Annotated in this window: 18 protein-coding genes and 1 pseudogene; 10 read left to right on the top strand and 9 right to left on the bottom strand. The window is 65.8% G+C overall.

Translation table 11 applies throughout. From position 1 onward, the window contains the following. Positions 1–138: 138 nt before the first annotated feature. The 3 genes from O9320_17800 to O9320_17790 are packed head-to-tail and all read right to left on the bottom strand — an operon-like array spanning position 139 to position 3,138. On the bottom strand, positions 139–1,545 hold the full coding sequence (locus O9320_17800; protein ID MCZ8312702.1) for an NAD(P)(+) transhydrogenase (Re/Si-specific) subunit beta: 1,407 nt from the start codon (positions 1,543–1,545) through the stop codon (positions 139–141). A gap of 18 nt (positions 1,546–1,563) precedes the next feature. Further along, entirely contained in the window at positions 1,564–1,974 is a 411-nt protein-coding gene (locus O9320_17795; protein MCZ8312701.1) for an NAD(P) transhydrogenase subunit alpha, read from the bottom strand. 15 nt (positions 1,975–1,989) lie between these two features. Then, complete coding sequence (locus tag O9320_17790) at positions 1,990–3,138, bottom strand: Re/Si-specific NAD(P)(+) transhydrogenase subunit alpha (GenBank protein ID MCZ8312700.1); 1,149 nt, start codon at positions 3,136–3,138, stop codon at positions 1,990–1,992. Between the two features lie 195 nt (positions 3,139–3,333). Here O9320_17790 and O9320_17785 point away from each other — a divergent pair, with 195 nt between their 5' ends. From O9320_17785 to O9320_17765, 5 genes are all read left to right on the top strand, one after another. Further along, a complete protein-coding gene (locus O9320_17785) occupies positions 3,334–4,440 on the top strand; it encodes a winged helix DNA-binding domain-containing protein (protein MCZ8312699.1) in 1,107 nt (368 codons plus the stop codon). A gap of 154 nt (positions 4,441–4,594) precedes the next feature. Further along, positions 4,595–5,887, top strand: a complete 1,293-nt coding sequence (locus tag O9320_17780) for an O-acetylhomoserine aminocarboxypropyltransferase (protein MCZ8312698.1) — start codon at positions 4,595–4,597, stop codon at positions 5,885–5,887. Positions 5,888–5,890: 3 nt separating this feature from the next. Next, positions 5,891–6,679 carry an alpha/beta hydrolase gene (locus tag O9320_17775; protein ID MCZ8312697.1) on the top strand — a complete coding sequence of 263 codons (789 nt, stop codon included), beginning with the start codon at positions 5,891–5,893 and terminating at the stop codon, positions 6,677–6,679. A gap of 4 nt (positions 6,680–6,683) precedes the next feature. Continuing rightward, entirely contained in the window at positions 6,684–7,124 is a 441-nt protein-coding gene (locus O9320_17770) for a thioesterase family protein (GenBank protein MCZ8312696.1), read from the top strand. A 101-nt stretch (positions 7,125–7,225) separates the two neighbouring features. Then, the gene (locus O9320_17765; GenBank protein ID MCZ8312695.1) at positions 7,226–8,623 is read left to right on the top strand and encodes a hypothetical protein; all 1,398 of its coding nucleotides are present in this window, start codon (positions 7,226–7,228) and stop codon (positions 8,621–8,623) included. A 12-nt stretch (positions 8,624–8,635) separates the two neighbouring features. Here O9320_17765 and O9320_17760 read toward each other — a convergent pair whose 3' ends face one another. Together O9320_17760 and O9320_17755 are read right to left on the bottom strand one after the other, a co-directional pair. Then, positions 8,636–9,121, bottom strand: coding sequence for a hypothetical protein (locus tag O9320_17760; protein MCZ8312694.1), 486 nt, complete (start codon positions 9,119–9,121; stop codon positions 8,636–8,638). Positions 9,122–9,184: 63 nt separating this feature from the next. Continuing rightward, positions 9,185–9,646 (bottom strand): Hsp20 family protein, encoded by a 462-nt coding sequence (locus O9320_17755; GenBank protein ID MCZ8312693.1) that lies wholly within the window; start codon positions 9,644–9,646, stop codon positions 9,185–9,187. A 177-nt stretch (positions 9,647–9,823) separates the two neighbouring features. Between O9320_17755 and O9320_17750 the strand changes: the two genes are divergently transcribed. Further along, the gene (locus tag O9320_17750) at positions 9,824–10,246 is read left to right on the top strand and encodes a DUF1465 family protein (GenBank protein ID MCZ8312692.1); all 423 of its coding nucleotides are present in this window, start codon (positions 9,824–9,826) and stop codon (positions 10,244–10,246) included. Between the two features lie 6 nt (positions 10,247–10,252). Here O9320_17750 and O9320_17745 read toward each other — a convergent pair whose 3' ends face one another. From O9320_17745 to O9320_17735, 3 genes are read right to left on the bottom strand one after another with little or no spacing between them, the layout of a single operon-like run. Beyond that, positions 10,253–11,179: a DMT family transporter gene (locus O9320_17745; GenBank protein MCZ8312691.1), complete on the bottom strand. Its 927-nt coding sequence runs from the start codon at positions 11,177–11,179 to the stop codon at positions 10,253–10,255. 10 nt (positions 11,180–11,189) lie between these two features. Then, on the bottom strand, positions 11,190–11,852 hold the full coding sequence (locus tag O9320_17740; protein ID MCZ8312690.1) for a peroxiredoxin-like family protein: 663 nt from the start codon (positions 11,850–11,852) through the stop codon (positions 11,190–11,192). Positions 11,853–11,877: 25 nt separating this feature from the next. Continuing rightward, positions 11,878–12,447 carry a carboxymuconolactone decarboxylase family protein gene (locus O9320_17735; protein ID MCZ8312689.1) on the bottom strand — a complete coding sequence of 190 codons (570 nt, stop codon included), beginning with the start codon at positions 12,445–12,447 and terminating at the stop codon, positions 11,878–11,880. Between the two features lie 127 nt (positions 12,448–12,574). Between O9320_17735 and O9320_17730 the strand changes: the two genes are divergently transcribed. Continuing rightward, positions 12,575–13,486, top strand: coding sequence for a LysR family transcriptional regulator (locus tag O9320_17730; protein ID MCZ8312688.1), 912 nt, complete (start codon positions 12,575–12,577; stop codon positions 13,484–13,486). Between the two features lie 223 nt (positions 13,487–13,709). Here the strand turns inward: O9320_17730 and rpmE are convergent. Further along, positions 13,710–13,922, bottom strand: a pseudogene (gene rpmE / locus O9320_17725) (50S ribosomal protein L31). Positions 13,923–14,129: 207 nt separating this feature from the next. Here rpmE and cyaY point away from each other — a divergent pair. Genes cyaY through O9320_17710 form a run of 3 tightly spaced genes read left to right on the top strand, consistent with a single transcriptional unit; the run spans position 14,130 to position 17,384 of the window. Beyond that, entirely contained in the window at positions 14,130–14,459 is a 330-nt protein-coding gene (gene cyaY, locus O9320_17720; GenBank protein MCZ8312687.1) for an iron donor protein CyaY, read from the top strand. A gap of 13 nt (positions 14,460–14,472) precedes the next feature. Continuing rightward, positions 14,473–16,314: an ABC transporter transmembrane domain-containing protein gene (locus tag O9320_17715; protein MCZ8312686.1), complete on the top strand. Its 1,842-nt coding sequence runs from the start codon at positions 14,473–14,475 to the stop codon at positions 16,312–16,314. Beyond that, entirely contained in the window at positions 16,311–17,384 is a 1,074-nt protein-coding gene (locus O9320_17710; protein ID MCZ8312685.1) for a hypothetical protein, read from the top strand. The genes O9320_17715 and O9320_17710 overlap by 4 nt, the downstream gene beginning before the upstream one ends.

Raw genomic sequence — 17,384 nt, 5'->3', positions numbered from 1 at the left:
GCAAACGATATCACTGCTGCCGCGCTGCGGTCAAACGAAGCCGCAGCGGGGCGCTCGCGCGCGTATGAAAAAGCCCCCGGCCATATCGCGTGCGATGCGGCCGGGGGCTTGTCTGGTCCGAAGCGAAGCGGGGAAGGCTCAGTGCCCGCCGCTCATCGCCTTCACGATGTCTTCGACAACCTTCTTGGCGTCCCCGAACAGCATCATCGTGTTGTCGCGGAAGAAGAGCTCGTTTTCGACGCCCGCATAGCCCGAGGCCATCGAGCGCTTGATGAACAGCACGGTCTTGGCCTTCTCGACGTCGAGGATCGGCATGCCGTAGATCGGGCTCTTGGGGTCGGTCTTGGCGGCCGGGTTCGTCACGTCGTTGGCGCCGATCACGAAGGCGACGTCGGCCTGCGCGAAGTCGCGGTTGATGTCGTCGAGCTCGAACACTTCGTCGTAGGGCACGTTGGCTTCGGCGAGCAGCACGTTCATGTGGCCCGGCATGCGGCCGGCCACCGGATGGATCGCGTAGCGCACCGACACGCCTTCTTTCTTCAGCATGTCGGCCATTTCGCGCAGCGCATGCTGGGCTTGCGCCACCGCCATGCCGTAGCCCGGCACGATGATGACCGAGGACGCGTTTTTCATGATGAACAGCGCGTCGTCGGCCGAGCCCTGCTTGACCGGGCGCTGTTCTTTGACACCGCCCGCAGCGGCCCCGGCGGCCGCATCGGTGCCGAAGCCGCCCAGGATCACGTTGAAGATCGAGCGGTTCATGCCCTTGCACATGACGTAGGACAGAATCGCACCCGACGAGCCGACGAGCGCACCCGTCACGATCAGCAGCGAGTTCTGCAGCGTGAAGCCGATGCCGCACGCAGCCCAGCCCGAATAGCTGTTCAGCATCGACACGACGACCGGCATGTCAGCGCCGCCGATCGGCAGGATCAGCAAGAAGCCCAACGCCAGCGACAGGATGACCAAGCACCAGAAGGCGGCGGGGCTGCCCGTCATCGACAGCCACACGATGTTGGCGACGATCAATACGCCGAGAAGTGCGTTGAACGGATGCTGCATCGGGAACTGCAGGGGCGCACCCGAGACGAGCCCCTGGAGCTTGGCAAACGCCACGAGCGAGCCCGTGAAGGTGATCGCACCGATGGCCGTGCCGATCGCAAGCTCGACGAGGCTCGCGGCCTTGATCGCACCCGGAATGCCGATGCCGAAGCTCTGCGGCGAATAGAGGGTTGCGGCCGCCACGAACACGGCAGCGAGGCCCACGAGGCTGTGGAAGGCTGCCACGAGCTGCGGCAAGGCCGTCATCTCGATGCGCAGCGCCACGAACGTGCCGATCGCACCGCCGATGACGATGCCGGCCAGGATGAGGCCGAACGAACTCGTCTGCGGCAAAGCGAGCGTGGTGAGGATCGCGACGGCCATGCCGACGACACCCCACATATTCCCGCCGCGCGCCGTTTCCGGGCTCGACAGGCCGCGCAAGCTCATGATGAAGCAGATCGACGCGAACAGATACAGAAGCGAAGCGGCATTGGCACCCATGGCTGATATCCCCTTTGCCTATTTCTGCTTCTTTTTGAACTTGGACAGCATGCGCTGGCTCACGACGAAGCCGCCGAAGATGTTGACCGAAGCCAGCACCACGGCAAGGAACCCCATCGCCTGGCTGAAGCCGACGGCCGAAGCCCCGGCCGCGAGCAGAGCGCCCACGATGATGACCGAGCTGATCGCGTTGGTGACGGCCATCAGCGGCGAATGTAGGGCGGGCGTCACGCGCCACACCACGTAGTAGCCGACGAAGGTCGCGAGCACGAGCACGGTCAGGCCCATGGTCAGCGCATCGGGGCCGGCACTCGCACCCACTTCGGGCGACATGGCGGCTTGGGCGGCAAGCTCGCGCGCTTTGGCGGCAAGCGAAGCCGCGTCGGTCGCAAGCTGTGCAGCCCGGTCGAGAAGGGCAGAATCGGCCATGGTTTTGGCTCTCCGTTAAGACGCGAAATTCGGATGCACGATCTGGCCCTCGCGGGTCAGCAGCGATCCTTTGATGATTTCGTCGGCAGGGTCGATGCTGAGCGTGCCGTCTTTGGCGACGATCAGCTTCAGGAACTCGGCCAAGTTGCGCGCATAGAGGGCGGAGGCATCGACCGCCACGCGCGAGGGCACGTTGGCATAGCCAACGATCTTCACGCCATGCGCCACCACGATCTGGCCGATGGCACTGCCTTCGCAATTGCCGCCGTTTTCGACCGCCAAATCGATCACGACCGAACCGGGCTTCATCGAAGCCACCATCGCGTCGCTGACGAGGCGCGGGGCGGGACGGCCCGGGATGAGAGCCGTGCAGATCACGATGTCCATCTTCTTGATCGTTTCGGCGATCAAGGCGGCTTGCTTCGCTTTGTAGGCGTCCGACATTTCCTTGGCGTAGCCGCCCGAGGTTTCGGCCTGGCGGGCTTCTTCGTCGTCCACGAACACGAACGTCGCACCCAAGCTTTCGACCTGTTCCTTGGCCACAAGCCGCACGTCGGTCGCCGAGACCACAGCGCCCAAGCGCCGCGCGGTCGCGATCGCTTGCAGGCCCGCAACGCCCGCACCCATCACGAGCACCTTGGCAGGGGCGACCGTGCCGGCCGCCGTCATCATCATCGGGAAGGCGCGGCCGAACTGTTCGGCCGCGTCGATCACGGCCTTGTAGCCTGCGAGGTTCGCTTGGCTTGACAGCACGTCCATCGACTGCGCGCGCGTGATGCGCGGCACGAGTTCCATGGCAAACGCCGTGAGGCCTTGCGCCGCGAGCGACGCGACCTGCTCTTTATTGCGGTAGGGATCGAGCTGCGAGACGACGACCGCACCTTGCTTCAAGCCGGCGAGTTCGGCCGTACCGCCGTTTTCGGCGGCCGTCAGCGGGCGGCCGACTTTTAAGAGAATGTCCGACTGGGCGAGCAGGCTCGCCGTGTCGGCCACGATCTCCGCACCGGCATCGACAAAGGCTTGGTCCGGGATCGCCGCCGAGAGGCCGGCCCCCGCTTCGACCGCAAAGCTCAAGCCAAGCGGCTTCATGCGCTTGATCGAGTCCGGTGTCGCTGCCACGCGCGCTTCGAATGCGCGGCGTTCTTTGGGGATGCCAACCTTCATGCGCGTCTCCCGGCCAAGCCCGCCCAAAGCCGGTAGGGCCGGGCCGCCTGTCTCGAAAATGGTGCGGCACAATGCCAACCGCAACGCCCTTTGCCAAGCGCCGATTTTGGGAACGATGCCCTTGCGGCAAGGAATATCGTTTTAGCGGGGCAGCCGCGATCTCGAACGAAGCGGCGTCGGTGCTACCGTCGGCAGATGCCTGCGATTCTCACGCTCGACCATTTGCGGCGCTACGCCGTTGCGCGCAGCCTCTTCAAGCCGACGCGCCTTGCGCGCGCGATCGCCAAGCTCGGCTTCGTGCAGATGGATCCGATCCGCGCACCGGCACGGGCACAGGATCTGACGCTGCGCCAGCGCGTCAAAGACTATCGCGCGGGCGATCTTGAGAAGCGCTATCCGCGGCTGGCGGTCGAGGAAGATTTTTTCGTCAATTACGGCATTGTGCCGCGTGCCACGCACGCGCTGATGCATCCGCGGGCCGCACGCGCAAGCTGGCCCAAGGCGCGTTGGGCGCAGGCTGAAGCGGTGCTGGAATTCGTACGCGACAACGGTGTGGTGCATCCGCGTGCGGTCGATGCCGCTTTCGACCACGGCACGACAAAAAATTGGTTCGGCGGCAACAGCCGGGCCAGCACGCAGCTGCTCGACGGCCTGCATTATCGCGGCCTGTTGCGTGTGGCGCGGCGCGAAAGCGGCGTGCGGCTCTACGCGCCACTCCAGCGCGCGGCATGCGATGCGCCGCGTGATCCGGACGCGGCGTTCGACGCGCTGGTCGACGTCGTCGTCGGCAAATATGCGCCGCTGCCCGCATCCACGCTTGCACGCTTCGTCGCGTGGCTGGGCAGGTCCGCCGTGCCGCAATGGCAGGGGCTGTATCGCGTGGCCCTTGCGCGCGCCAAGGCGCGGCTCGCACAGGCGACGGTCGATGGCGTGCGCTGGTATTGGCCGGTTGGCGAAAATCCCGGCAGCCGCCGTTTTGCCGACGATGCGATGCTGGACGACGAGCTGCGCTTGCTCGCACCGTTCGATCCCGTGGTGTGGGATCGCGACCGCTTCGAGAAATTCTGGGGCTGGGCCTATCGCTTCGAGGCCTATACGCCAGCACCAAAGCGCGTACGCGGCTACTATGCGCTGCCGATGCTATGGCGCGGCCACGCGATCGGCTGGGCGAACGTCGCCGTGCGCGACGGGCAACTGCAGGTGCAGACGGGCTACGCAAGCGGGAAGGCACCCGGCGATGCCGCGTTCAAATCTGCATTGCAGACCGAAGAGGCACGCCTCGCGCGGTTTCTGGGGCTGTAAGGCGCGCATCTCGGCAATTGACGGCGCCGCCGGTGTCTGGGTAGGGTTCGCCTCCGCTGCGGGTTGAACAGGGACGCGCATGCTGGTTTAGAGCCGCCCGGAAGACGCACATAAGTGCCGCCGGGCGGTTCTTTTTTGAGGAAAGGGCAGCGCCATGGCCGACAAATTTCCGCGCTTCGACACGCTCGCCCTGCATGCGGGCCAGCATCCCGATGCGACGACGGGTGCGCGCGCCGTTCCGATCTACCAGACCACCTCCTACGTGTTCAAAGACGTCGACCATGCGGCTTCGCTGTTCAATCTCGAGCGCGCCGGCCACATCTACAGCCGCATTTCGAACCCGACCGTCGCCGTACTCGAGGAGCGCATCGCCGCTCTTGAAGGCGGCGTGGCCGCGATCGCCACCGCCTCGGGCCAGGCGGCCCTTCATCTCGCCATCGTCACGCTGATGGGGCAGGGCGGGCATATTGTGGCTTCTGCTTCGATCTATGGCGGCTCGCACAACATGTTTGCGCACACGCTGCCGCGCTTCGGCATCACGACGAGTTTCGTCGATCCGCGCGACCCCAAAGCGTTTGCCGCCGCCATCCGCCCCGAAACGCGGCTGCTGTTCGGCGAAGTGCTCGGCAATCCGGGGCTCGAAGTGATGGATGTCGATGCGGTGGCTGAAGTGGCGCACGCCGCCAAGCTGCCTTTGATGCTCGACTGTACCTTCTGCACGCCCTACCTGTTCCGTGGCTTCGATCATGGGGCCGATCTCGTCATGCATTCGGCAACCAAATGGATCGGCGGCCATGGCGTGGCCATCGGCGGCGCCCTCGTGGACGGCGGCCGCTTCGATTGGGAAGCGTCGGGCAAGTTTCCGACATTGACCGAGCCTTATGCGGGCTATCACGGGCTCGACTTCGCCGAGGAGTTCGGGCCGGCAGCCTTTGCGATGCGCGCGCGCGCGGAAGGCTTGCGCGATTTCGGCGCGTGCCTTTCGCCGACCAATGCGTTCCATCTGCTGCAGGGCCTCGAGACGCTGCCCTTGCGCATGGCGCGCCATGTGGCGAATGCGCGCGCGATCGCAAGTTTCCTCGAAGCGCACGACCAGGTCGCTTGGGTCAACCATCCCGACCTTGCCAGCCATCCCGACCATGCGCTTGCCCAACGCCTGCTGCCCAAGGGGGCGGGCTCGATCGTCACTTTCGGCATCAAAGGCGGGCGAACGGCGGGCAAGCGCTTCATCGAAGCGCTGGGCCTCTTCAGCCATCTTGCCAATGTTGGCGACGCCAAATCGCTTGTGATCCATCCCGCCTCGACCACGCATCAGCAGATGGATGCGGCATCGCTGAAGGCCGCCGGGATCGGCGAAGAAATGATCCGGCTGTCGATCGGGCTCGAAGACGCGGCCGATTTGCAAGACGATCTCGCCGCCGCCCTCAAGGCGGCATCAAAGGGGTAAGCGATGGAGATCGACGTCGCGGGCACCAAGATTTTCGCGGCCACCGGCGGGCGGCCTTTCATGGCCGAACAGCCCACCTGCGTGTTTCTGCACGGGGCCGGCATGGACCACACGGTGTGGATGCTGCAGGCACGCTGGTTCGCCCATCACGGCCGCAACGTGCTCGCGGTCGATCTGCCGGGACACGGGCGCTCGGGCGGGGCACCGCTCGCCACGATCGCGGCGATGGCCGATTTCACCGTCGCTTTGCTCGCTGCGGTGGGGGCCAACAAAGCAAATCTCATCGGCCATTCGATGGGCGCCCTCGTGGCCTTGCATGCGGCTGGCCACCATCCTGCGCGCGTGGCCGCGCTGGCGCTGTTGGGGGTCGCCGCGACCATGCCCGTGCATCCCAAACTTTTGGCGGCCGCCGCTGCCAACGATCCGGCGGCGGCTGCCATGATCGTCGATTGGGGTTTCGGTACGTCTGCGCAATTGGGTGGGGCGCAAGCGCCGGGCGCTTGGATGACCGGCGGCGGCGCGCAATTGCTGGCGCGCGCCAAACCCGGCGTGCTCGCCGCCGACCTTGCCGCGTGCAACGCCTATCAAGATGCAGCATCGGCCGCCGCCGCCGTCGCATGCCCCACAGTTTTTCTGCTGGGGGCGCAGGACCGCATGACGCCGCCCAAGGCAGCACAGAGCCTCGTCGCCGCCGTCAAAAACGCGACGGCCACGACGCTGCCGGCCACGGGCCATATGCTGATGGTCGAGCGGCCGGACGAAATACGCGACGCACTTGCCGGGATCTGCTGAAAAAATGGCCACTGAAAGAAAGCCCCCTGCCGCGCGCACGGCCTTCCCGCATTTCGAAAACATACCCACACGCTGGCGCGACAACGACGTCTACGACCACGTCAACAACGCGGTCTATTACGCGTATTTCGATACCGTTATCAATCGCTGGCTCGTCGATCGGGGCGGGCTCGATTTCCGCAACGGCGACATTGTCGGGCTTGCGGTCGAGACGATGTGCCGCTTTCACGGCTCGTTTGCGTTTCCCGACACGATCGAGGCGGGTTTGCGCGTGGCGCATCTGGGGACAAGCTCGGTGCGCTACGAACTCGGCCTGTTCAAGGCGGGCGAGACCCATGCGCGGGTCGAAGGGCATTTCGTGCATGTGTTCGTGCGCCGCGATACGCAGCGCCCGGTACCGATTCCTGAAAAACTGCGCGCGTGCCTTGAAATTCTGTGTCGATAGCAGTGGTTGGCCGCGCGCCGACCGGCTAAACTTTCAGTTCCATGCTGTGCCAACGCCCTGAAGAAGTTTTCGAATTTTCCGCGCGCGAATTGTTGTTTCGCGTGGCGCAACCCTATCTCGAACAGGTGCGCCTGACCGCGACCGAACTGATGTTCGATCCGCGCGAGCATCGCAAAATTCTGAACGCGGCGACGAAGTTCCAGGAGTATCTGCAGCGCGTGGCGATTCTGCAGGGCCAGCAAAGCCAGAAGCCGGTGGCCGAGCGCATGCGCCAGACGCTCGACATGGTCGATGCCGCGATGCGCGCGGTCGAGGCCGCCGTCCGCCGCGGCCGAGGTGCGGCGACCGACGCAGCCGCCCTCGAAGCGGCGGCGGCTGAGGCGCCGCTCGAGGCCGGAATCGCTTTGGCCCTTGCTTTGGCGGCCGCTCCGCCGGGCGACTTCGCGGCCCGCGCCGCGATCTGTTTCAAGCTGCTCAACGACGCGCGCGCGCCCGTCACGGTCGGCCTGCTCGACCAGACATTGGCGCAGATGCTGCGGCTCAAGATCGCGGCTACGGCACTGGTGGGTCCGGTCGACGCGCTGGCGGTGCAGATCCGCGCCTGCCTTGCGATCGCGGGCGACGCGGATGCGATCCGCGCCAATCGCAGCCCGTTCGTGGCCGAGATCGCGCGCCTCAACGGCGTGCATTCCCTGCCGCATCTTGCCGCCGCCGCCGTCGACACGCTCGACGCCGCACTGGCAGGGCCCGCGAAGATGGTCGAGCGCGATCCGATGGAGGAGCTCAAAACCACGCGCGATCTGCGCAAAAAAATCGCCGCACTGCCCGTGCTGGCGGCGGCACCGCAGCTTGCCGAAAACCTGTCGCGGCGCATGTCGCGTCTTGTGGTGCCCGAAAGCCTCGATCCGTTGCTCGCGCGCGAAATGGGCACGGGGCGCAAATTGCTGTCCCTCGTGCGGCTCTACAACGAGATCGACGACACGAACGCGCGGCGCCATCTCGATGCGATGGTCAGCAATCTCGTCGAAAGCCGCGACTTCAAGGACGAGTTTTTCATGCCCGGCCTTGCACACGACGAAAAACGCGCGCTGGTGGGCGAAGTCGCCGAGGCGGTCGGCGCCTCGGCGCTGCTCGAGATGCGCAAGTTGCGCTATCGCGAAGTGGCGGCCATGGCCTTTGCCGATCTGGGCCAGGTCGCCGGACGGCGTTTGTCGCCGCGCATGAGTGCGGGACCGGAAGACCGCGTGCAGCTGATGGGCCAGCGCGTGCCGCTGCGCAATTGGAGCGAGACGGGCTTGATGTTCGGTCCCTTCGCGGGCACGCTCTTGCCTGGGCAGACGCTGCGCGGCACGGTCTTGCTGCGCAACGCCTATATCTCGATCGGCTTCGAGGCGAATCTCGAAATTGTGCGTTTCGCCGACGGGCTGGTCGGCGCCAAATACACATGCGCCGATCCGCATGTCCGCCAGCGCATCAAGGCGCATTTCGCGGCTGTCTGAGCGGCGTCTGTTTCAGGCCGCGAATTTTTCGTAGGCGGCCGCGTCGAAGAAACTCGTCCCCGCCACATAGGCGCGGCCGGGCCGCATGTCGGGCGGCGGGCCTTCTTCGAACGCCCCGTCGAACGTGAGCTCGAGCTGCACGCCCGACGGATCGTAGACGAAGATCTGCCATAGCGTGGTGCCGGGCACCAAAAACTCGCGCCAATCGAGGCCGGCTGCGGCGATGCGGGCACGCGTGACGTGGTAGCCGGTCGTGGCGAGCGAAACATGGTCGATGGCGGCCGTGCCTGAGGGCGCTTGGCCGCTCGGGCCCAAGGCAGGTCCGCCCGCATAGATGTGAATGATCGCGGGCGCGCCCGGCAAAGCCGAGCCGAGCCATGCGCCTGGATAGCCGAAATCCGGGCGCTTGTGTTCGACGAGGCCGAGGATCGTTTTGTAGAAACGATTGGTCGCGGCGAGGTTGCCGGTTTTGATCGCGACGTGGAAAAGCGACAGCATCTCCCGACTAAAGCCCAGTCTTGCGCGGACGGCAAGCGCCCGCGCAAGAAGCCGGGAGGGGACCTACGCGGCTTGTGCCGCGATCGTGCGTGCCGCAGCGGGTGCGGCCTCGACCGGAATGCGGCGCGGCTTCAGCGCTTCGGGAACTTCGCGCACGAGATCCACGAAGAGCAGGCCGTTTTCGAGCTTCGCACCCACCACGCGGATGAAGTCCGCAAGCTGGAAGCGGCGCTCGAACGCGCGCTGTGCAATGCCGCGATGCAGGTAGGCGGCCGCCTGGTCGGCGCTCTGCTTCTTCTGGCCCGAGATCACGAGCAGCGTATCCTGCTGCACGAGGCTGAGCTCGTCGTCGGCGAAGCCCGCCACCGCCATCGCGATGCGATAGTCGTTGTCGCCGGTTTTTTCGATGTTGTAGGGCGGGTAACCGGTGGGATCGGCGGTGCGCAGCTGTTCGTCGATCAGACGCGACAGCCGGTCGAAGCCGATGGTGGAACGCAAAAGGGGCGCGAAATCGAACTGTGTCATGACCCTATCCTCCTGTGAGCGATGGGATTTCTGTGGTTCTGGCCGGGCGACCCCAAATGGGCATCCCCGGTCGCAGGAGAAGATAGGAACGGCAATCGCGGCTTCAAGCCCTCTCAAAAACGCATTTGCGTTTTCTCGCGATCGCGCCGAAGATTTTGACGTGGAAAGGGGTTGTCCATGTCCGCAGTCGAAAACGGTAGTCGCGAAGCTGAACGCACGGTGCCTTTTTTCGGCCGGACCTACGACGATACGATGGGGCTGCTGTTGTCCGCCCGCGACTACGTCGCCAACGTCCAGCCCGGCGAATTCAGCCAGATCGAGCCCGGCGAGCGGCTGCATCTCAATTGCGAGGCGCTGCGCTTGACCACACGCTTGGCGCAGATCATGGCGTGGCTGCTGGCGCAGAAGGCCTTGGCTGCGGGCGAGATCACGCGCGAAGAGGCGCAAGCCGACGCCTACCGGCTTGGCGCCCATGCTTTGTGCCTCGCCGACACCGATGCGCGCGTCGCCGCAAACAGCAAGAAGCTCGGCGCCTTGATGGCGCAGAGCCGCTTGCTGTTCGAACGCGTGGCACGCCTGGATCGCCAGCTCGACAGCTGAAGACTTCTACTTTCTCGCCAACACGCTGTAGAGCAGACCGCCAGTCGCGAGCACGATCCCGGCCGCCTGCCACAGCCCCGGGATCTCGCCCGTGATCGGCATGCCGATCAGCACGGCAACGGCCGGAACGAGGGCCGGAAACAGCCCGGCTTTGGCGGGCCCGATCAGACGCACGACGTGCGTGAACGCAACCACGGCAACCACGCCCGACAAAACGCCCTGCACGACGATCTGTGCTGCCAGCATGTCGAGCGAAATGGCGGCCAGGTGATCAATGCCGTACAGCGCCAGATAGATCGGCACATAGACCGCCGCCGAAATGACCGACAAGGCGGCGGTTGCCTGCAAGGGCGCCAAGCCCCAGCGTTTGGCAAGTGCGCCGAAACTTGCCCACATGAGCCCCGCCAGAATGAACAACGCGTCGCCCGGCAAGGTTGCGGCATCGCCCGCAAACAGACCTGGCCCTGCGACCGCCGCGATTCCGGCGACCATCGCGACAAGCCCCAACGCTTGGCGTAATTTGAGCCGCTCGCCGCCGACGACCATGGCAAGAAACGTGGCCCCCAGCGTCAGCGCTGCCGGCTGCAACGCTGCCCCGTGCGCCAACGGCGCAAATTGATAGCCCGCCACGCCGATCAGAATGAAAGGCGGGCCGACCAGCAAGGCAAGCAGGAATGCGCGCGCCCAGCCGATGCCCGCGGCGTCGGCGACACCCGCGCGCACGAACACCGGCAGCAGGATCAGGCCTGCCGGTACATAGCGCAGGAACGCAAGATCGGCGGGGGCCAAACCGGCCGAAACGCCGGCCCGCGCCATAGCGAGGTAGGCACCCCAGATGAGGGCCGCACTCAAACCGAGTGCGACCCCCTTGGCCAAGGGCGATAGGGCGGGCAGGTGCGATGTGAGGATCGGTGCGGCGATGGTCTTGGCCATGGCATCCTCCCTACTGCGCCGGTTGGACGAGGCTGGCCAAAGCCGCCAACACTTCGACCGGTTCCGCGCGACGGCGATAGTCGGGATCGACATGCGCATAAGCGATGCGCCCGCCGCGTTCGACCACATATGTCGCCGGGATCGGCAGGCTCCATTCGCCGTCGCCATTGTGCGTCGGCAGATCGTGGCCGAATTTGCGGTAGAGCGCTTCGATCTCGGGCGACAGTCGGAAGCGGATGCCGAGTGCGTCGGCAAGAGTACCCTTGACGTCCGACAGCACGTCGAAATCGAGATCGTTTTTTTCGACGGTGCTGAGCGCGTTGTCCGGCGTTTCGGGCGTGACGGCCACAAGGCGTGCACCGGCCGCTTGGATCGCGGCGAGCTTTTGCTGGTAGGCGCGCAGCTCGAGATTGCAGTACGGGCACCAGCCGCCGCGATAGAACACGATCACGAGCGGGCGTTCGTCGGCCAGCAGGCCGAGATCGACCGGGCGGCCGAGCTGGTCGGGCAACGCAAGGCGCGGGAAGGCCGCCCCTGCGTTTTTCGCGCGCGCGACGATGCCGGTACCGTCGAGGGCCGCGATGTCTGCGGCGATGGTGCCGGCGATGGTGCCGCCGACGCGTTCGATCCAGGCGGTGCGGAAAGCGTCGAGTTGGGTGGCGAGATTTTCCATGGCGATTCTCCTTGGATTTCCGCGATCAAGCCGCAGCACGGCGCGACGGGGCAGTCCAGGCCGTGTCGGCCATAAACGCGTCGTTGGGGGTGTGCGCGATGTGGTTCACGTAGTTGGAGATCGTCTTGGTCGCGACGACGAGCACCACTTCGAGCACGTTGCGCTTGGTGAAGCCCGCACCGAGAAATGCGGCCACGGCCGCGTCGCCGACCCGGCCGCGCTCGCGCACGACGGCTTTTGCGAACGTGTGCAGCGCTTCGAGCCGCGCATCGGCGAGCTTCGCGTTTTCGCGCAAGGCCGCAATCGCGTCGGCCGGCACCTTGGCCATCTTGGCCAGCACCGAGTGGCCGGCCATGCAGTACTCGCATTCGTTTTCGTAGTTGACCGTGAGGAACACGACCTGCTGCTCGGCCGGCGTCAGCGTCGATTTGCCGACGAGCCCGAAAAGTGCGTCGTAGCCTTCGAGCGTTTCGGGGCTCTCGGCGAGGATGCGGTGCAGGTTCGGCACGAACTGCCAGGCCTGTTCGATCTGCGCCAGTTTGGCGGCGGCTTCGGGCAGGGCGGTTTGGGCGGTATGCAGCGTGAAGTCGGTCATGGGTTCCTCCTCGTGTGTGGGGCGAAGCGGGCTGCTTCGGTGCACCGACAATCACCCATACGAATTATATTGAGAACATGGCTCGATTTTATAAGTATGATACGGTTTATGTATAAATGAGGGCGTTATGGACATCATCGAGCCGCTCAAAAGCTTCGTCAGGGTCTTTGAGACCAAGAGTTTTTCGATTCCGGCGCGCGAGGCGCGAACGAGCCAGCCCACGATCTCGCGCCAGATCGCCGCCCTCGAAGCGCGGCTCGGCACACGGCTTTTTGCGCGCAGTACGCGCGCTTTGACCCCGACCGAAGCAGGCGTGGATTTTTACGCCCAAGCGCGCCGCGTGCTCGAAACGCTGGCCGAGGCCGAGGCGTCGGTTGCCAAGAGCAATGCGGGCGTCGTCGGTATTCTGCGCTTGGCCTGCCCGGTCGCGTTCGGGCGGCTGCATGTGGTGCCGCGCTTGGGGCGCTTCATGCGCCGTCATCCCGCTCTCAAGCTCGATCTTGTGCTCTCGGACCAGTTCGTCGATCTGGTCGAGGAAGGGGTCGATCTGTCGATCCGCGTGGGCGAGGTCAAATCGCCCGATCTGATCGCGCAGCGTATTGGCGAAACGCGGCGCGTGGCGCTCGCTTCGCCCGACTATCTGGCACAGCGCGGCACGCCGCAAACGCCGCGCGATTTGGGCGAACACGATTGCATCGTCTATACGCGGCTGGCGACAGGCGCGCGCTGGCATTTCGGCGGCCCCGGCGGCCCGTGGGAGATCGAAGTCGACGGGCGCTTCCGCGCCAACAATTCCGAAGCCGTGCGCGAAGCGATCCTGGCGGGGCTCGGTATCGGCGTTGTGCCCGTGTGGCTGTTGGCGGACGAAGCCGAACGCGCCCAACTGCAAACCGTGCTTGCGGAATACGAGCCTGCGCGCTTGCCGATCAACGCCGTCTATCCGTCGCGCCGCTTCGTCCCGCACAAGGTGCGCGCGATGGTCGAATTCTTGGGCGCCGAATTCCGGCTTGATCCGCTACTGAGCTTCTACCGCGCCTGAGCGGTTGCGGCATTCGAACGCCACCAAACAAAAACGGGTGCTGTTGCCAGCACCCGTTTCGACCGTCGCAAAGATTTTGCGAAGCGGTTTATTTCTTGGCGGCGGGCGCCTTCTTGGCGGCCGGGGCGGCAGCCTTGGCGGCCGGCGCCGCAGCTTCCTTCGGCGCTGCCGGAGCAGCCGTGGCCTTGCCGGTCGGCGACGGACCCGTGGGGCCGGCCTTCATGCCCATGCCGGCAAAGCGCTTGTTGAACTTGGCGACCTGGCCGCCCGTGTCCATCATGCGCTGCTGGCCGGTCCAGGCCGGATGCGTCTTGGGATCGATGTCCAAACGCAGCGTGTCGCCGGCCTTGCCCATCGTCGAGCGCGTTTTGAACGTCGTGCCGTCGGTCATCACGACGTTGATTTCATGGTACTCAGGATGGACATTGGCCTTCATGGAACGCTCCGGGATTTCCCCAAACAGGACCGGGGCCGCCAAAGGGCACCCCGTTTCAAGACGGGCGCTTATACAGGCTTGTCCGCCCGCTTGCAAGGCAACGCAAAACGGGGCTCGCGCACCCTGCCCAAGCCCCTCTCGACCTTTTGCGGGAGCCATGCTAATTCGCGGGTCGGATTGAGCTTTTTCGGGAGACCGCACACGCGCATGGACGACAGCGAATTCGCCCTTGTGGCCGACCGGACCTTGGTGCGGCTCGCGCAAAATCTCGAAACCGCCCTCGATGCCGACGATCCGGACATCGATCTGGCGCACGGCATTCTGACCGTCGAACTCGAAGACGGGCGCACTTTCATCGCCAACAAGCACCAGCCGACGCGCCAGATCTGGCTGTCCTCGCCGATCTCGGGCGCTTCGCACTACACCTTCGATGCGGCCGCCGACGCCTGGCGCTCGACGCGCGGGCCCCAGACGCTTGCCGCACAATTCAGCGCCGACCTTGCCGAATGCGTCGGACATTCGGTGGCCTTGGGATAGAGTGGCGCATCCGATGGCCGATCCTCGCTCCCCCACCGCCCCGCGTCCCGTCAGCCGCAATTTCCGCATCCTGCTACGGCTCGGCGGATTCTTGCGCCCCTATCGCCTGCGCATGCTCGCTGCGGCCGTTGCCCTCACGCTTGCGGCCGCCTCCGTGCTCGGGCTCGGCAGTGCCTTGCGTTGGCTCATCGATGCCGGCTTCGCGAGCGGCGACGCAACGCTGCTCGATGCGGCCTTGGGCGGGCTTGTGGGATTTGTGCTGCTGCTCGCAGGGGCGACCTACGCGCGCTCCTATCTCGTAACCTGGCTCGGCGAGCGCGTGACGGCCGATCTGCGCAAGGCCGTGTTCGCCAGCACGCTGCGCCTGTCGCCGGCCTTCTACGAAGCCACACGTACGGGCGAGGTCGTCTCGCGCCTCACGGCCGACACGACCGCGATCCAGACCATCGTCGGCTCGACCGCGTCGATGGCGCTGCGCAACGTGCTGCTGCTGGTGGGCGGCATTGCGATGATGGCGATCACCTCGCCGCAGCTCACGATGATGGCGCTTTTGGTGGTGCCGCTCGTGGTCGCCCCGATCATCTTCTTCGGCCGCCGCGTGCGTGCATTGAGCCGCGAAAGCCAGGACCGGCTCGGCGACGTCGGTGCCGACATCGACGAAACGCTGAACGCGATCCGCACGGTCCAGGCTTTCAACCGCGAGCAAGCCGACGGCGACAAGTTCGACGCGCGGGTGGAAGAAGCCTTCGGTGCGAATGCGCGCCGAGCGGCCGCACGCTCGGCAATGATCGGGCTGGTGATGCTGCTCGTGTTCGGCGCGGTCGGCTTCGTGCTGTGGATCGGCGGCCATGGGGCACTCAAGGGCGAAATTACGGTCGGCCAACTCAGCGCCTTCGTGTTCTACGCGATCGTGGTTGCAAGCGCTTTCGGCGCCATTTCGGAATTCATGGCCGACATGCAGCGTGCGGCCGGGGCCTCCGAGCGGCTGTTCGAACTGCTCGACAGCCGGCCCGATATTGCGCGCCCCGCATCGCCCGCGATCTTCCCCGCGGGCCGCGGCGGTGCGGCGTCGTTCGAGAACGTCACCTTCCGCTATCCGTCCGCGCCCGATCGTGCCGCACTCGAAGACCTTTCCTTCGCCGTGCGCGAGGGCGAGACGGTCGCGCTCGTCGGCCCCTCGGGGGCCGGCAAAACCAGCGTGTTCCAATTGTTGCTGCGCTTCTACGATCCGCAGATCGGCACCGTGCGGCTCGACGGCGTGGATTTGACCAAGGCCGATCCCGCCGACGTGCGCGCGCGCATCGGCCTTGTGTCGCAAGAGCCGACGATTTTCGCGGCCGACGTGCTCGAGAATATCCGCTACGGCCGTGCCGGTGCGAGCGACGCCGAAGTGATGGCGGCCGCCCGTGCTGCCTATGTCGACGAATTCGCCGAGCGCCTGCCGCAAGGCTGGAACACGTATCTGGGCGAGCGCGGCGTGCGCCTGTCGGGCGGGCAGCGCCAACGCATCGCGATCGCGCGTGCGCTTGTGCGCGATCCGGCCCTATTGCTGCTCGACGAAGCGACGAGTGCCCTCGATGCCGAGAGCGAGCGCTACGTGCAAGCGGCCCTCGAGAAGCTCGGCCAGGGCCGCACGGTCGTGGCAATCGCGCATCGTTTGGCGACGGTCGTGCGCGCCGACCGGCTCATCGTGCTCGATCGCGGGCGCAAAGTCGCCGAAGGACCGCATGCGCGCCTGGCCGCCGAAGGCGGGCTCTATGCGCGGCTTGCGGCCCTGCAGTTCAATGTCGGCCCGCTCGATCTGGGCGCGGGTGAGGCCGTTCTGCCGTCCAACTATCGCAAGGTGGCACCATGAAATCGCCGTGTATGCGCGCAATGCTGGTCGCAGCGACGCTTGCCGTGTTGGCCGCGTGCAGCAGTGCGCCCACGATCAGCCAGCGCAACCAGGTGCTGCGCGCGACCGAAGTTCTGTCCGACCAGGATTTTGCGGTCCCGGTCGAGGGCGGCCTCACCACGCTGCTGCCGGTCTATTCGAACGTGAAGCTCGTCGAAGCGCATCCCGGCATCAAGCGCGCCACGATCGCGATCCAGACGCCGACGCGCGACGCCTTTGCCGTCTACGACGCGCTGAAAACGTCGCTCGGCCCACGGCTCGCCGAAGGCGGCGACGCGGCGTTGCTGGTGCCGCAGTTCCTCTCGCAGCAGGATATCGACCGCCACCAGCTCGGCCCCGATTTCGCGCGCTGGACGGTCGACAATTGGATGGTCGGCGGATCGACGCGGCCCGTCACGCTGCGCGATGCGGCAGTACCGGTCTCGTCGTTCGCGGTGCTCGACGCGTTGCTGCTGTATCTGGCCGACCGCCAGCAATATCCCGATCTCGAGGAGATCCAGCTCGTCGGCTACGGGGCGAGTGCGCGCCTCATCCAGCTTTATGCCGCCGTCGCCAAGGGGCTTGGGCCCCCGCGTGCGGCCGGCATTCGCGTGCGCTACGTGGTGCTGTCGCCCGAATCCCATCTCTATTTCGACGACCGCCGCGCCCCGCGCGCCGACGCACCCTTCGCCCTCGTCGAGCGCGACCGCTGTGCAGGCTACCAGCTTTGGCCCTACGGCACGGTGGTGGCGCCGGCCTATGCCGCAGGCCAGCTCGCGCGCGACATGGCGGCCGAATACGCGGCGTCGGACATTCTGCTGCTGCGCGCCGAACGCGAGATCGAGGGCACCGATCGCGGCTGCGAGGCAATGGCGCAGGGCCGCAACCGCGTCGAGCGGCTCGAGACCTATTTGCGCCATCTTGCGGCCTATATCGGCGGTGCGCCTTCTGGCGTGCGCAGTGCTATCGTGCGCGGGGCCGACGGCAGCTTGCGCGGCATGCTGACCTCGTCGTGCGTGCGCGAAGTCCTGTCGGGGGCAGCGGGCTGCTAG

The sequence above is a fragment of the Magnetospirillum sp. genome (genome assembly GCA_027532905.1).
GTDB lineage: Bacteria > Pseudomonadota > Alphaproteobacteria > CACIAM-22H2 > CACIAM-22H2 > Tagaea.
This window is presented reverse-complemented; position numbering and strand designations above follow the sequence as displayed.

What these genes read in the sequence shown, in the direction of transcription:
- cyaY (MCZ8312687.1), top strand. Translation starts at nt 14,130, where the DNA reads ATGGACGACAGCGAATTCGCCCTTGTGGCCGACCGGACCTTGGTGCGG.
- O9320_17745 (MCZ8312691.1), bottom strand. Translation starts at nt 11,179, where the DNA reads ATGGCCAAGACCATCGCCGCACCGATCCTCACATCGCACCTGCCCGCC.
- O9320_17710 (MCZ8312685.1), top strand. Translation starts at nt 16,311, where the DNA reads ATGAAATCGCCGTGTATGCGCGCAATGCTGGTCGCAGCGACGCTTGCC.
- O9320_17730 (MCZ8312688.1), top strand. Translation starts at nt 12,575, where the DNA reads ATGGACATCATCGAGCCGCTCAAAAGCTTCGTCAGGGTCTTTGAGACC.
- O9320_17785 (MCZ8312699.1), top strand. Translation starts at nt 3,334, where the DNA reads ATGCCTGCGATTCTCACGCTCGACCATTTGCGGCGCTACGCCGTTGCG.
- O9320_17760 (MCZ8312694.1), bottom strand. Translation starts at nt 9,121, where the DNA reads ATGCTGTCGCTTTTCCACGTCGCGATCAAAACCGGCAACCTCGCCGCG.
- O9320_17750 (MCZ8312692.1), top strand. Translation starts at nt 9,824, where the DNA reads ATGTCCGCAGTCGAAAACGGTAGTCGCGAAGCTGAACGCACGGTGCCT.
- O9320_17735 (MCZ8312689.1), bottom strand. Translation starts at nt 12,447, where the DNA reads ATGACCGACTTCACGCTGCATACCGCCCAAACCGCCCTGCCCGAAGCC.
- O9320_17800 (MCZ8312702.1), bottom strand. Translation starts at nt 1,545, where the DNA reads ATGGGTGCCAATGCCGCTTCGCTTCTGTATCTGTTCGCGTCGATCTGC.
- O9320_17775 (MCZ8312697.1), top strand. Translation starts at nt 5,891, where the DNA reads ATGGAGATCGACGTCGCGGGCACCAAGATTTTCGCGGCCACCGGCGGG.
- O9320_17770 (MCZ8312696.1), top strand. Translation starts at nt 6,684, where the DNA reads ATGGCCACTGAAAGAAAGCCCCCTGCCGCGCGCACGGCCTTCCCGCAT.
- O9320_17755 (MCZ8312693.1), bottom strand. Translation starts at nt 9,646, where the DNA reads ATGACACAGTTCGATTTCGCGCCCCTTTTGCGTTCCACCATCGGCTTC.
- O9320_17715 (MCZ8312686.1), top strand. Translation starts at nt 14,473, where the DNA reads ATGGCCGATCCTCGCTCCCCCACCGCCCCGCGTCCCGTCAGCCGCAAT.
- O9320_17790 (MCZ8312700.1), bottom strand. Translation starts at nt 3,138, where the DNA reads ATGAAGGTTGGCATCCCCAAAGAACGCCGCGCATTCGAAGCGCGCGTG.
- O9320_17795 (MCZ8312701.1), bottom strand. Translation starts at nt 1,974, where the DNA reads ATGGCCGATTCTGCCCTTCTCGACCGGGCTGCACAGCTTGCGACCGAC.
- O9320_17740 (MCZ8312690.1), bottom strand. Translation starts at nt 11,852, where the DNA reads ATGGAAAATCTCGCCACCCAACTCGACGCTTTCCGCACCGCCTGGATC.
- O9320_17780 (MCZ8312698.1), top strand. Translation starts at nt 4,595, where the DNA reads ATGGCCGACAAATTTCCGCGCTTCGACACGCTCGCCCTGCATGCGGGC.